A 13005-nucleotide genomic window follows, 5' to 3' on the forward strand; every position below is an offset into this window, starting at 1 on the left:
CCGCTCCGTTCTCACCATTGAGTGCGTACGGCACATGCTGCTTCCGGCGAACCCCCGCGACTATCGGCGAAGCGACGCGCGAGCATCGGATTCGCGCAAACCTCAGCGACCGCCCAGCACCGCCGACGGCGTGACCCCGAACCGCGCCTTGAACTGCGCGGCGAACTCCCCCAGGTGGAAGTACCCGCACTCCGCCGCGACGCCGGTCACGGTCGTCGTCCCCGGCTCGCCCGCTGCGAGCAGCCGCCGCGCGCGGTCGAGGCGCTGGGCGCGCAGCCACTGCCCGGGAGTGGTGTCGAGGTCCCGGCGGAACCCGGCCTGCAAGCTGCGCAGGCTCGTGCCGCACCGGCGCGCGACCTCCGACAGGCCGATCGGTTCGGCCAGGTGGTCGAGCAGGTACTCCATCGCCCGCCTGACCTGCGCCGACGGCGTCCGCTCGGGCTCGTCGTCCGGCCGTCGCTGCGAGAGCAGGAAGGACTCGATCACCAGCTCACCCAGCTGCTGCCCCACCTCGGGCCGCGCGAGACCCAGCGTCGGCAGGCTGACCACGCTCTCCAGCAGCCGGTACAGGAACGCGGGCTGCTCCGGCTGCGACAGCGGCAAGTCCACCGGCCCGGCCTTCGCGACGCCGTTGATCCGCCGCGCCGTTCGCTCGACACAGCGCCGGTCCATCCGCACGATCAGCTGGTCGAACGCGCTGTCGATGTCCAACCGGAACTCCCGGTAGGGCCCGACGACCGCCGGCCGGCCCGGCGCCAGCTCGGCGGTGTCGCGCCCGTAAGTGAACTTCGCCGACCCCGCCACGGGCAACGTCAGCAGGAAGTTGTCCTCCTCCGGCACAGCGGGCGCCACCGTCACGTCGGCGCCGTATCTGAGGCGGTTGACCGAGATCGGCCCCGCCGCGAGGTGCTCCAGCCGAGTCGCGAGCCGCGCGTGTCGTGAATGGACCAGCAGCCGATGCGGACGCAACGCCGCGGTACAGGCCTGCGTCACCTCGTCGGGATCACCACTGGCCGCGAGCACCTGCTGCGACACGTCGGCCAGGTCGGCCGCGAGCTGCGCTGCTGTCATGCCGCCTCCCGGTGCGTTGCCCCTCAGGACAACATTCCGGGTCGCCGTTGTCCAGCGGAACGCAGAGTCCCGGCAGCCGCCTTGGCCGTACAGTGGCCGCCGTGCCTCGCCTCGTGCTCCTGCGCGGCCCGTCCGGCGCGGGCAAGACCACCACTGCCACGGCCTTGCGCACCCGGTGGGGCCGCGGCACCGCCCTCATCCAGCAGGACGTGGTCCGCCGCCAGATCCTCTGGGAACGCGACGCGCCCGGCGCCGCGAACATCGGCCTGACCGAGGTGATGTGCCGCCACACCCTCACGGCCGGACACGACGTGATCCTCGAGGGCACTTTCCCGGCGGCCCACTACGGCGTGATGCTCCGCCGGCTGCTCTCCGACTTCGCCGGCGTGGCCTTCTTCTTCGCAGTCCCGTTTCCCGAAACCGTCCGCCGCCACGCAACGCGCCCCCAGGCGACCGAGTTCACCCCGGACGACATGCGGAGCTGGTACCTCCCGCACGACCAGCTCGGCATTCCCGGCGAAGTCGAAATCGGCGCCGAGCTCCGCGCCGAGGAGACGGTGGCCCTCATCGAGACCACCGTCACCGACCGCGCCGGCCCTGCTCAGGAAGCCACCACCGCCAGCTCCGCCGCCGCGATGTCCGCCGCGCCGGCGGCGTTCGGGTGGAAGGCGTCGTTCATCAGACCCGCACCGGCTGCCGCCGGGAAGCTGTCCCAGCGGTCGAACAGGTCGAGTACCGGCACGCCGTGGGCGTCGGCGACGGTGTACACCGCTTCGCGGTACGGGGCCAGGTCGACCCAGTCCGGGTCGCCGGGGATCTGGGCCTCGAGGACCACGTCGCAGGTGTTCTCCAGGGCCGAGACCATCGCGTCGAGGTTTGCCGCGTAGCGGTCCGGGGCGACGCGGGTCTGTTCGTTGGCGTCGTTGGTCATCAGGGCGATCAGGGCGAGGTCCGGGGCCCAGGCCACCACGTGGTTCAGCGCCGAGTACGCCTCGCCGCCGGCGACCCAGTCCGTGGTCGTGGACATGGAGATCCCGAAGTCGCACAGCGCGACGCCGGTGACCGCCTCGATGCCGATGCTGCCGACGCGCAGGTCGCCGTCGCCGTCTGCCACGGTGACGGTCACGGTGTGCGAGCCGGCCGGCATCTTCGGGAGCGCCCCGAGGTGCGTCGTCAGGCCCGCCGCGCGGCTCAGCCGGACCTCGCCGGGCTCGCCGTCGACCGCGATGGTGCACGAGCGCGTGCCCTGGGTGATCACGCGGACCAGGTGGTCGCCGTCCTCGGCGACCGAAGCGGTCAGGGTGACGCTGTCCCCCGCCGTGCCGGCCGAGCCGAAGGTCGTCAGCGCGCCGGGCGCGAACTCCGACCACGACCCGGTGAACGACAGCCTCGCGTCGGAGGTCATGGTCCGCGGGTTGAGGATCACCGACGCGCCCCGCATCGGGAACCCCTGCGCCGCCATCATCCCGGCCATCACCACCGGCGGTGACTGCGTGGCGGGCTGGAGCCCTTGGCCGGCGCTGATCGAGTCGCCGATCTTCGCGTACCGGGCCGAGCCGGTGCCCGCGACGGCGGCGGCGCGCTTCCACCGCCAGCGCCGGATCGAGGCCGCGGTCATGCCGTACAGCTGACGGCCGTCGTCGTATCCACCGGGGTGGGCCTGGCCGAGCGGACCGGTCATCGTGCGAGCTCCTGGGGTTCGTCGGGCGGAAGTCGACCCATGATCACACCCGCCGCGCACATCCGGGTGGCCGGTTCGTACCGTTGGTGACACTGGTGCGGGCGCGATGCCCGCTCGTCACCGGCGGGCCGGAGACTAGGGTCGAGCCTGTGTTCGTGAAGATCTGCGGCCTGAAGACCACGGCCGATGTGGCGTGCGCGGTCGAGGCGGGAGCCGATGCGGTGGGTTTCGTGCTGTGCGCGAGCCCGCGGCAGGTGAGCAGCGCCGAGGCCGCGCGGCTGGCGGCCGACGTGCCGGCGGACGTGCTCACCGTCGGTGTCTTCAAGGGCGTGCCGCTGCCGGACATCCGCGACGCCGTGGCCGAGACCGGCATCCGGGCCGTCCAGCTGCACGGTTCGGGCTACTCGCCGGCCGATTTCGCCGCGTTGCGCGACCTGCCCGTGCGGCTGGTCCGCGCGACGGCCGTACGCGACGGCGTGGCCCCGGCCGTCGGTGAGTACGGCGAGGACCTCCTGCTGCTCGACTCCCCGCAGGCCGGCTCCGGCGAGACGTGGGACTGGTCGGTCGCGACGCCCGACGGCGACTGGCTGCTGGCCGGCGGGCTCACCCCGGGCAACGTGGCCGAAGCCATCACGAAAGTGAAGCCGTGGGGCGTCGACGTGTCCAGCGGAGTCGAGTCCGCGCGCGGGGTGAAAGACCAGGGGCTGATCCGGGATTTCCTCGCTGCGGTAAGGAAAACGCCAGGAGCTGCGTCGAACGGGGAGTGACAGCGGGCGGGCTCCGATGACCGCCCGCTGTCCTTGATCACTTCGTCAGGAACTCGTTCAGGCTCAGCGCCCGGTTGACGATGCGGACGTCACCGATCCAGCCGTGGAACACGTTGTCGATCGCGCCGCCGTACTCGTGGCCGCCGAGCATCCAGGCGAGGCCGAGCGAGGTGATGCCGATCGAGTCGGTCGAGGGGTTGTCGGCCACCGGCGAGCTTTCGATGTACGCCTTGGTGTGGTGACCGTCGTTGACCACCGCGAGGTGCCACCACTGGTCCTCGGGCATGCCGTGGCTCCAGTTGGTGGTCGGGTAGGTCTGGCTGAGCGGGTAGCAGTTGAACTGCAGCTCGCGCCCGTTGTTCGTGGTCATGAGCTGGGCCACCGGCTCCTTGGGGTCGGTGTTCTTGCCGAACTTGCCCGCGGCACCGGCCGCACCCCGGCGCACCAGCACCGGCATGTTGCCGTTGTTGCCACCGTCCCAGTCGCGCGGGATCTTCACGAACGTCTCGATCGTGTAGCCGTGCTTGAACTGCTCGGTGTTCAGCGGCGCCTTCGCCCCCGTGGTGAGGTACGCGCCGTGCAGCGGGTTCTTGCCGCCGATGAAGCGCAGGCTCGCGTGGGCCGGCTGGTCGGGGTGGTGGTCCTCCGACCAGGTCAGCGCGCCGGGCACGGTGCCGGGCACCGAGGCCAGCGTGAGGTCGTTGCCGTTGCCGGAGAGGTCCTTGACCTTCTGGGTCGTGGTGACCGGGCTGCCGGGCGCGGCGTGGTTGTTGTCGAAGCGCCAGTACGCGATCGTGCCGGGCACCAGGACCTTGTTGGCCGCGCGAGCCGCACGCGTCTTCACCGGGATGAAGCCGGAGAAGCGCTGCTCGAAGTCGAACGGCATGGAGAACCGGTCGACGGCCGTGGTCAGCCGCGACTCCATGACTTCCAGGCGGTTGCGCTTCGCCGGGTCCTTCTCCAGGATCCACGGCGAGATCGTCTCGACGTCGATCGTGTTGCGCTCGAGGTCGAAGTGGTACAGGCGCAGCATGCCGCCACCGCTCATGTACCGGTTCTGGTAGTTCGTGATGTGCAGGTGCACGTCGTTGCCGACCGTGTTCTTCTTCGTGATGCGCCCCGAGGGCCAGTAGTGGCCGTTGAGCGTGAGGAAGATCTGGTCGTTGTCCTTGATCAGCTGGTCCCACACGGTCTGGCCGTAGCCGGTGATCTCGGCGTTGTTCTCGGGGTCGCCCGACTCGTACGGGTACACCTCGTCACCGTAGGTCGGCGCGACGATCTCGTGGCAGGTCAGGATGACCGGCATCTTCGGGTGCGCCTTGATGACCTTGTTGGCCCACGCGAACCCCTCCGCCGACGTCCGCCAGTCCATGGCCAGCAGCAGCCAGTCGCGACCGGCCGCGTGGAACGTGTGGGCGGTGTTGTAGCCGCTCTTGTCCGAGCTGAGGAACGACTTGTTGCCCGCGAAGCGCTGCGGGCCCATCGTCTGCAGGTAGGGCGTGTTGCCGCGGGTGTCGTCACCGGACACGTCGTGGTTGCCCGCGAGCACGCTGTAGGCGACGTTCGCCCTGTCGAGGATCTTGAACGTCTTGTCCACGGCCTGGAAGGACGTGATGTCGGCGTCCTGCGTCACGTCACCGAGGTGCGCCATGAACACGATGTTGTCGTTCGGCGTGCCGCTGTTCTCGATCACGTACCGGAACGACGCTTCCTGCGGCTCCGGGTTCAAGCTGTTCTGGCTGCCCCAGTAGAGGTACTGGGTGTCCGGCATGATGGCGACGGTGAACTGGAGGCTGTCGCCGTCCGGGCTCCACTTGCCGTTGGCCTTGCCGGCGGTGTTCGCGGTGTCGGCCATGGCCGGGGCCACGCCGAGTGCACCCAGTGCCGTCGCCCCGACACCAGCCAAACCCGCGTTGCGCAGGAATGATCTCCGGTTCGGGCCGGCCTGGTTTTCGCGCATGATGTGCCTCTTCAGGTTTCCGGGGGATTCCGAGCGACCCGGACGCTATTCAGGTGTGCTTGATCGGACGCGAACTCCAGGTGACCACCTCACGTCGAATCCTTTACGTTGAAGGCCTTGAGACGCAGGTCACGGCCATGTTCGCGGTTCAGAAAATTCTTTTCCGACATCGTGTCAGCAGCGCTTGATCTTCACAACACATTTCCAGTGAATTGATCTTGATCAGGCGCGAAGAAAGCCCCTCGGCACCTCGGCTGCACATTCGGAAAAACAGTTAATCGGGGAGGCTGCGAAGCAAGAACATCCGGTGGCGCCGAGACAACGAGTCACGAAACCTGGCGACCAAGTCGCGCGGCCCCGGTTCGGGCGGCCGGCCGACTCACCGCGTGCCGACGAGTCCGCCGGGGCGCCGCCACACTCCGACGGACCTCGCCGACCGGAGTGCCCACGCACTGAGAAGTCGCCAGCTGTCCACTACCCGTGATCGAGCAGTTCCAAACCTCTCCGTCGCACCAGGGTTTCCGGACAGTTTCGGTGCCCGTATTTCCCCGGTCATTCGATGCTACGATCACAATCGATCACAGCATTCGTGCGCCTGGTCAAGGTCAGCCTGCACGCCAATTTCAAGGAGCACTCATGGCCCAGAAGGTTCTCGTCGAAATGCTCGACGACATCGACGGCAGCCCGGCCACCCAGACAGTCCCCTTCGGACTCGACGGTGTCAGCTACGAGATCGACCTGTCCGACGACAACGCCGCTGCCCTGCGGGAAGAGCTCGCGCGCTACATCGGCGTGGGCCGCAAGACCGGTGGCCGCAAGGTCCGCGTCGCCGCGGGGCAGCCGACCACGGCCACCCCGGCCGACCGCGAGCGCTCGCGCGCGATCCGCGCCTGGGCCAACGAAAACGGCTACCAGATATCCGAGCGCGGCCGCATCCCGTCCGACGTCGTGAGCGCCTACGAGCAGGCCGAACTCGAGGCGGCCAAGCCCGCGTCGCCGGCTCGCAAGCGCGCACCGCGCAAGAAAGTCGCGGCTGCGAAGAAGTAACGCGTTGTGAAGTGCTGACCGCAGTGGCCGTTTGTTGACGACGAGCACCCCGATCGTCAACAAACGGCCCCGTCAGGTCAGCGCGCGGTCGATCCGCGACTTTCGCCGGTTCGCAGTTCTTTGCCGATCCACAGTGGAAAACCGCTCAGTCCCGGCCGCCCGACTTCTTCCGGAACCGCGCCGGCGGCTCACCCACCGCCGCGCGAAACGTCTGCGCGAACGCCGATTCCGAGCTGTAACCCACCTGCCGCGCGATGTGCGACACCGGCTGGTCGGAACTCGTCAGCAGATCGGCCGCGAGCATCATCCGGATCGTGGTCAGCAGCGTCGCCACGGTCGTGCCCGTTCGCGCGCTGAAGCGGCGCAGGAATGTCGCCCGTGACATCGACGCCGCCGCGGCCATGCGCTCGATCGTCCACGGCTCACCCGGACGCTCGATGACGGCGGCCAGCACGTGGCCGAGCACGTCGTCGCCCATGGCCGTCCACAGTGCCGGCGTGTCGAGCCGCTGCTCGGGCCGGCTGCGCAGCGCCATCGCCAGCAGCGCTTCGCACAGCGAAGACACGATCACCCCGGTGCCGGAGCCGTCGTACCCGGCCTCGCCACGCAGCACGTCGGCCAGCGTGATCGCCGACGAGTCGAGCTTCACGTGCACCAGCGGCGGCAGCAGGCGGAACAGCAGCGCGCCCGCGGCCGAGTCCACGTGGTAGTGGCCGCAGAACAAGTCGAGTTCGGGCTTCACGTTGCCCACGGTCCGCCGGGTCGTGAACGTCGGCCCCGGCTCGTCGACCCAGCGGCGTTTGCGGCCCGTCGTCACGCTCACCTGGTGGGCGTCGCCGTGGGCGAACACGAGCATGTCGCCGGGCGAGAGGTCGACGGCCGTCGTGCCCGTGGTCGCGGTGCACTGCCCGTCGAGCACGAGGTAGTACGGCACTTTGTCCGGTCCGGTGGCCTCGTGCTCCATGCTGAACTTGCCGGCGATCAGGCACCGCACGTCGATGGTGCCCTCGAGTTGCGCGAGCCGGATCAGGCGGCTCACTCCGTCCAGGGACCGATCTGTCGTGTGCCGGTCGTCCATGGGCACCTCGTCGTTTCTCGATCGTGGCTCGCTACTGAAGAGAAAACGGGCGAAATAGCCGACGGTTTCGGCCGTCGACCATTTCGGTCACGGCGCCGGTCACCCATCACCGGCGCGTCCCGACCTCCTTCCGGAACCGGTTCGGCTGCGTACCGACCGCGGCCCTGAAGGCCTGCGCGAACGCCGATTCCGAGTTGTACCCGACCTGCCGCGCGATGTGCGACACGGAGTGATCCGAACGGGTGAGCAAATCGGCCGCCACCATCATCCTGATCGTCGTGAGCAGCGACGCGACCGTGGTGCCGGTGCGCGCGGTGAAACGGCGCAGAAAGGTCGCGCGCGACATCGACGCTGCCGCCGCCATGCGCTCGATCGTCCACGGCTCACCGGGCCGCTCGACGATGCCGGCGATCACCTTGCCGAGCGTGTCGTCACCCACGGCCGTCCACAGCGCCGGCGTGTCGAGCCGCTGCTCGGGCCGGCTGCGCAGCGCGATGTCGAGCAGCGCGCCGAACAGGGAACCCAGCAGCGAGCGCGCGCCGAGCCGGTCGAAGCGGGCCCCGCCCCGCAGCACGTCGGCCAGCCCGGCGCCGTAGACCCCCAGCGTGACGTGCACCAACGGGGGCAACGTGCGGAACAGCAGCGTGCCCATGGCCGAGTCGGTTTGGTAGTGGCCGCTGTAGAGGTCCAGCTCCGGCTCCGCGCCGAGGCTGCGCCGGGTCGTGAACACCGGCCCCGGTTCCTCGGTGAACGGCCGCGGCGGGCCGGCCGTCACGCACACCCGGTGCGCGTCGCCGTGCGGCAGCACGAGCAGGTCGCCCGGACCGAGCTCGACCGCCGACAAGCGAGTGGAGACGGTGCAGCGGCCCTCGACCACGAGGTGGAACGGCACTTTGCCCGGGCCGGGCGCGACGCGGTTCATCGTGAACTGCCCGGCGGTGAGACACCGAAGGTCGGGAATGCCCTCGATGTGCGCCAACCGGAGCAGCCGGCTCACTGCGTCCATGAACCGATTCCGACAGAATGTGATCCGATCATAGGTATTTCTCTCCCGCGATCCAGGCAATCATCAAGCGGTACAAGCACCTCGCTCATCGGTGATCAGGGAATCGGCGGCCCCGGCTGGTGACAGCCGGGCACGGGTCGCGCCATTCGGCCGGTGGTGAAGTCAATTTATATTAGGGTAAGGATTCCGGTGACGCGTTGGTGACCATTGCCCGTTCCGGGCGCCGCCACCCGCCCACTTTCTGTCCGTTGTGGACGGTCCAACCCTGCTTCGAAGAACGGAGAGCACACCCATGCCCATGATCACGACCAACGACGGCGTCGAGATCTTCTTCAAGGACTGGGGCCCCCGCGACGCTCAGCCGATCGTGTTCAGCCACGGCTGGCCGCTCTCGTCGGACGACTGGGACACCCAGATGCTGTTCTTCCTGAACGAGGGCTACCGCGTGATCGCCCACGACCGCCGTGGCCACGGCCGCTCGGCCCAGGTCTCCGACGGCCACGACCTCGACCACTACGCCGCCGACCTGGCCGCGGTCACCGAGCACCTCGACCTGCGCGAGGCCATCCACGTCGGGCACTCCACCGGCGGCGGCGAGGTCGTCGCCTACCTGGGCAACCACGGCGAGTCCCGCGTGGCCAAGGCCGCCATCATGTCCGCGATCCCGCCGCTGATGGTGAAGACCGAGTCCAACCCGGGCGGCCTGCCCAAGAGCGTGTTCGACGACTTCCAGAAGCAGCTGGCCGCGAACCGGTCCGAGTTCTACCGCGCCGTCGCGTCCGGCCCGTTCTACGGCTACAACCGGCCCGGCGCCGTGCCGTCGGAGGCCAACATCCAGAAGTGGTGGCTGCAGGGCATGATGGGCGGCGCGAAGGCCGGCTACGACGGCATCGTGGCCTTCTCCCAGACCGACCAGACCGAGCAGCTCAAGAAGATCACCGTGCCGGTCCTGGTCATGCACGGCGACGATGACCAGGTCGTGCCCTACGAGGACGCCGCGCTGCTCTCGGTCAAGCTGCTGAAGAACGGCACCCTCAAGATCTACCCGGGCTTCCCCCACGGCATGCCGACCACGCACGCCGACACCATCAACGCAGACCTGCTCGAGTTCTTCCGCTCCTGATCCGGCCCGCTCGAAGGAGGTCCTCTGTGGACGGTATCAACCCCGACGTGGCACCCAGCGGCACCGGTTGCGTGGACTGCAACGCGGCCAGCCCCGCCGGCTGGTGGTACCACCTGCGCCGCTGCGCGGAGTGCGGCCACATCGGCTGCTGCGACACCTCGCCCAGCCAGCACGCCACGGCCCACAACGTCGCGACCGGGCACCCCGTCATCCGCAGCTTCGAACCGGGCGAAACGTGGTTCTGGAACTACGCCACCCAGGAGAAGTTCGCCGACGGCCCCGCTCTGGTCGCACCCATCAGCAAGCCGGTCGACCAGCCCGCCCCCTTCCCGACCGACCGCCTGCCGGCCGACTGGGAGAACTACCTGCACCGCTGATCCACTGGGAACGCGAAGTGCCGCCTGGCCGTTTTACGGCCAGGCGGCACTTCGCGTTGCAGGGATCCAAGATTCCAACGCATTCCTCGACGGCAGCAAGGCGAGTAACCCGAACGGGGGCAGTTGCACGCCACGGAAGAATCAACTGCGGCGAACAGCGTCGCCCTCTCCAGGAATTGTTGCGCAGATTGACAAATCGAAGGAAATCCTTTTTCCGCGACGGTTGGCCGGGAACCCGCGCAACGCCGCCAGGGCGACGACCGCGGGCTCCACCCCGTCGTGACGGACAGTCATCGGCCACGCGGTGTGGCGCTCGCGGGTGCCACAGCAGTGCCCCCGACGGGGTTCGAACCCGCACTGGGTCGATTTTAAGTCGACTGCCTCTGCCAATTGGGCTACGGGGGCACGAACACCTTAGCGGGACGCCCCTCTCCCGTCAGACGCGCGGCGTGTGTTCCGCCACAGCCGACATCTCGCCGCGGGCCGACGCGCCCAGAACAGCCAGGGCCTGCCTGCGCGGGACCACCGGGCCCGCTCCCGCCCGGGTCGAGACAGAGAAAGCCGGACCCCCCACGGGAGGCCCGGCTTCAGCAAGGAGAACTCAGCCCTTCGAAACCCGGGCGAACTCTTCCTTCGGGTTGTTGATCTGCCCGAGCGAGATCACCTCACGCCGGAACAGGCCGCCGAGCATCCAGTCGAACAGGATGCGGATCTTGCGGTTCCACGTCGGCATCGCCTTGAGGTGGTAGGCGCGGTGGAAGAGCCAGGCCGGGAAGCCCTTGATCTTCAGGTTCAGCGCGTCGGCGACGCCCTTGTGCAGGCCGAGGCTGGCCACCGCACCGAGGTTCTTGTGGAAGTAGTCCTTCGGCTGGCCGCCGCGCAGGACCTTGATGATGTTCTTCGACAGCAGCGTCGCCTGGCGCACGGCGTGCTGCGCGTTGGGCGGGCACGTCGCCGTCGGGTCCTGCTCGGTGCGCGAGAGGTCGGGGATCGCGGCGTTGTCGCCGGCCGTCCACACCTCGGGGTGGCCCACGACCTGCATCGCGGCCGTGGCCTCGACGCGGCCGCGCTTGTCGAGCGGCAGGTCGGAGCCGGCGAGCACCGGGTTGGCCTTCACGCCCGCGGTCCAGATGAGCGTGTCGGTGTCGAACTCGGTGCCGTCCGAGAGCACGACGTGACCGTTTTCGAACGACTTCGCCGCCGTGGACAGGTACACCTCGATGCCGCGCTTCTCCAGCTGCTGCACGGTGTACACGCCGAGCGTCTCGCGGACCTCGGGCAGGATGCGCCCGGCCGCCTCGACGAGCACCCAGCGGATGTCGGCCGGCTTGATGTTCGGGTAGTAGTTCTCCACCGCGAACCGGGTCATGTCCTCGAGCTCGGCCAGCGCCTCGATGCCGGCGAAGCCGCCGCCGACCACCGTGAAGGTGAGCAGGCGCTTGCGCAGCTCGGGGTCGAGTGTGCTGGCCGCCTCGTCGAGCTTGGTCATGATGTGGTTGCGCAGGTAGATGGCCTCGCCGATGGTCTTGAAGGCGATGCCCTGCTCCGCCAGGCCAGGGATCGGCAGGATGCGCGCGACGGCGCCGAGCGCGACCACGAGCACGTCGTAGTTCAGCGTCTCGATGTGGCCGTCGGCGGCCTCGACCGTGACGGCCTTGCGGTCGTTCTCGATCTTCGTCACGCGCGCGGTGAGCACGTGGCAGCGCTTGAGCACGCGGCGCAGCGGCACCACCACGTGACGGGGTTCGATCGCGCCGGCCGCCGCCTCGGGCAGGAACGGCGCGTAGGTCATGTGCGGCTGGGGGTCAACGACGGTCACGGAGGCCTCGTTGGCGCGCAGCATCTTCTGGAGCCCGTACGCCGTGTACAGGCCGACGTATCCACCACCGAGGATCAGGATCCGAGTCGGTTCCGACTTAGCAGCCATGCCTCCATAGTCGCACCTGTTCAGCCGTATCGCTCGGGTACCCCACCCCGCTGTGACCAGCGTCGCCATGCAGGCGGTAACGATTCAGAAGAGGCCCGCGGCCGAGGCCGCCGCCGCCATGATTTCGCACACCATCGCGTGAGTCACCCGGCCAGTCTGGACGTTACGCGGTGACACGTGGTAGCAGCCGTAGAGCTGTAGGTCACCGAGCCCCACCACGGCCCCGTGCGCGAACGCGGGCCGCGGCCGGGGCACCGGCAGGCCCGCGTCGGCCAGCACCGGCAGCAGCGCCTGCCAGCCGAACGCGCCGAGCACCACCACGGCCTCCAACGTCGGCGCGAGCAGCCGCAGTTCGTCGGCCAGCCAGTGACGGCAGGTGTCCCGCTCGGCCGGCGTCGGCTTGTTCTCCGGCGGCGCGCAGCGCACGGGCGAGACGAGCCGCGTGCCCCGCAGGGTCAGACCGTCGCCGCGCCGGGTGGACGTCGGCTGCGACGCCAGCCCCACCTCGTGCAGCACGCGGAACAGGAAATCGCCCGACGGGTCGCCGGTGAACATCCGCCCGGTGCGGTTGCCGCCGTGCGCCGAGGGCGCGAGCCCGACCACGGCGAGCTTGGCGTCCGACGGCCCGAACCCGGGCACGGGCTTGGCCCAGTAGTCCTCGTGCGCGTACGCGGCTCGCTTGGTGATCGCCACGCTCTCCCGCCAGGCCACCAGCCGCGGGCAAGCGCGGCAGTGCGTGACGGCGTCGTCGAGCTCGGCGAGGGTGGCCATCAGGTGCCGGCCAAAGCCGTGCGGCACAGGTGATCGGCCGCGCGCGTGGTCTCGGTCAGCCGGTGGCGCTCGACATGCGCCGTCGCGGGGTTCGGGCACGCGTCGGTGGGGTCCACGCGGCCGCGGGGCCGGTGCTGGACCTCGATCACCTCCGGAATCGTGACGGCCCGGCGCATACCGCCAGCTTCCCACAGCAC

12 protein-coding genes, 1 tRNA gene and 1 pseudogene are annotated in these 13005 nt (G+C 69.3%); 5 read left to right on the forward strand and 9 right to left on the reverse strand.

All coding sequences use genetic code 11. The features are described from left to right. Window positions 1-102 precede the first annotated feature (102 nt). Window positions 103-1071, reverse strand: a complete 969-nt coding sequence (locus ACWEOE_RS03880; protein WP_452003567.1) for an AraC-like ligand-binding domain-containing protein — start codon at window positions 1069-1071, stop codon at window positions 103-105. 113 nt (window positions 1072-1184) lie between these two features. On the opposite strand from ACWEOE_RS03880, the pseudogene ACWEOE_RS03885 reads away from it, so the two are divergent. Further along, a pseudogene (locus tag ACWEOE_RS03885) lies at window positions 1185-1511 on the forward strand (AAA family ATPase); the annotation flags it as partial. Between the two features lie 161 nt (window positions 1512-1672). Here the strand turns inward: ACWEOE_RS03885 and ACWEOE_RS03890 are convergent. Beyond that, complete coding sequence (locus ACWEOE_RS03890) at window positions 1673-2752, reverse strand: SGNH/GDSL hydrolase family protein (RefSeq protein WP_452003569.1); 1080 nt, start codon at window positions 2750-2752, stop codon at window positions 1673-1675. A gap of 149 nt (window positions 2753-2901) precedes the next feature. Here ACWEOE_RS03890 and ACWEOE_RS03895 point away from each other — a divergent pair, with 149 nt between their 5' ends. Then, window positions 2902-3519, forward strand: coding sequence for a phosphoribosylanthranilate isomerase (locus ACWEOE_RS03895; RefSeq protein ID WP_452003571.1), 618 nt, complete (start codon window positions 2902-2904; stop codon window positions 3517-3519). Window positions 3520-3556: 37 nt separating this feature from the next. Here the strand turns inward: ACWEOE_RS03895 and ACWEOE_RS03900 are convergent, their stop codons facing one another. Continuing rightward, window positions 3557-5479: a LamG-like jellyroll fold domain-containing protein gene (locus ACWEOE_RS03900; RefSeq protein WP_452003573.1), complete on the reverse strand. Its 1923-nt coding sequence runs from the start codon at window positions 5477-5479 to the stop codon at window positions 3557-3559. Window positions 5480-6115: 636 nt separating this feature from the next. Here ACWEOE_RS03900 and ACWEOE_RS03905 point away from each other — a divergent pair. Further along, the gene (locus ACWEOE_RS03905; protein ID WP_452003576.1) at window positions 6116-6526 is read left to right on the forward strand and encodes a histone-like nucleoid-structuring protein Lsr2; all 411 of its coding nucleotides are present in this window, start codon (window positions 6116-6118) and stop codon (window positions 6524-6526) included. 145 nt (window positions 6527-6671) lie between these two features. On the opposite strand, the gene ACWEOE_RS03910 is transcribed toward ACWEOE_RS03905, so the two are convergent. Beyond that, window positions 6672-7565 (reverse strand): AraC family transcriptional regulator, encoded by an 894-nt coding sequence (locus tag ACWEOE_RS03910; protein WP_452003578.1) that lies wholly within the window; start codon window positions 7563-7565, stop codon window positions 6672-6674. 145 nt (window positions 7566-7710) lie between these two features. Then, entirely contained in the window at window positions 7711-8610 is a 900-nt protein-coding gene (locus tag ACWEOE_RS03915) for a cupin domain-containing protein (protein WP_452003580.1), read from the reverse strand. Window positions 8611-8902: 292 nt separating this feature from the next. Here ACWEOE_RS03915 and ACWEOE_RS03920 point away from each other — a divergent pair, with 292 nt between their 5' ends. Then, a complete protein-coding gene (locus ACWEOE_RS03920) occupies window positions 8903-9733 on the forward strand; it encodes an alpha/beta fold hydrolase (RefSeq protein ID WP_452003581.1) in 831 nt (276 codons plus the stop codon). Window positions 9734-9759: 26 nt separating this feature from the next. Then, window positions 9760-10110, forward strand: a complete 351-nt coding sequence (locus tag ACWEOE_RS03925; protein ID WP_452003584.1) for a UBP-type zinc finger domain-containing protein — start codon at window positions 9760-9762, stop codon at window positions 10108-10110. A 331-nt stretch (window positions 10111-10441) separates the two neighbouring features. Here the strand turns inward: ACWEOE_RS03925 and ACWEOE_RS03930 are convergent. The 4 genes from ACWEOE_RS03930 to ACWEOE_RS03945 all read right to left on the reverse strand — a co-directional run bounded on the left by ACWEOE_RS03930 (window position 10442) and on the right by ACWEOE_RS03945 (window position 13005). Beyond that, a tRNA-Leu gene (locus ACWEOE_RS03930) sits at window positions 10442-10515 on the reverse strand. A 196-nt stretch (window positions 10516-10711) separates the two neighbouring features. Then, on the reverse strand, window positions 10712-12037 hold the full coding sequence (locus ACWEOE_RS03935) for an NAD(P)/FAD-dependent oxidoreductase (protein ID WP_452003586.1): 1326 nt from the start codon (window positions 12035-12037) through the stop codon (window positions 10712-10714). 84 nt (window positions 12038-12121) lie between these two features. Next, window positions 12122-12808, reverse strand: coding sequence for a uracil-DNA glycosylase (locus tag ACWEOE_RS03940; RefSeq protein ID WP_452003589.1), 687 nt, complete (start codon window positions 12806-12808; stop codon window positions 12122-12124). Beyond that, window positions 12808-13005 carry a hypothetical protein gene (locus ACWEOE_RS03945; RefSeq protein ID WP_452003592.1) on the reverse strand — a complete coding sequence of 66 codons (198 nt, stop codon included), beginning with the start codon at window positions 13003-13005 and terminating at the stop codon, window positions 12808-12810. The genes ACWEOE_RS03940 and ACWEOE_RS03945 overlap by 1 nt, the downstream gene beginning before the upstream one ends.

Source organism: Amycolatopsis sp. NPDC004368 (assembly GCF_053602515.1).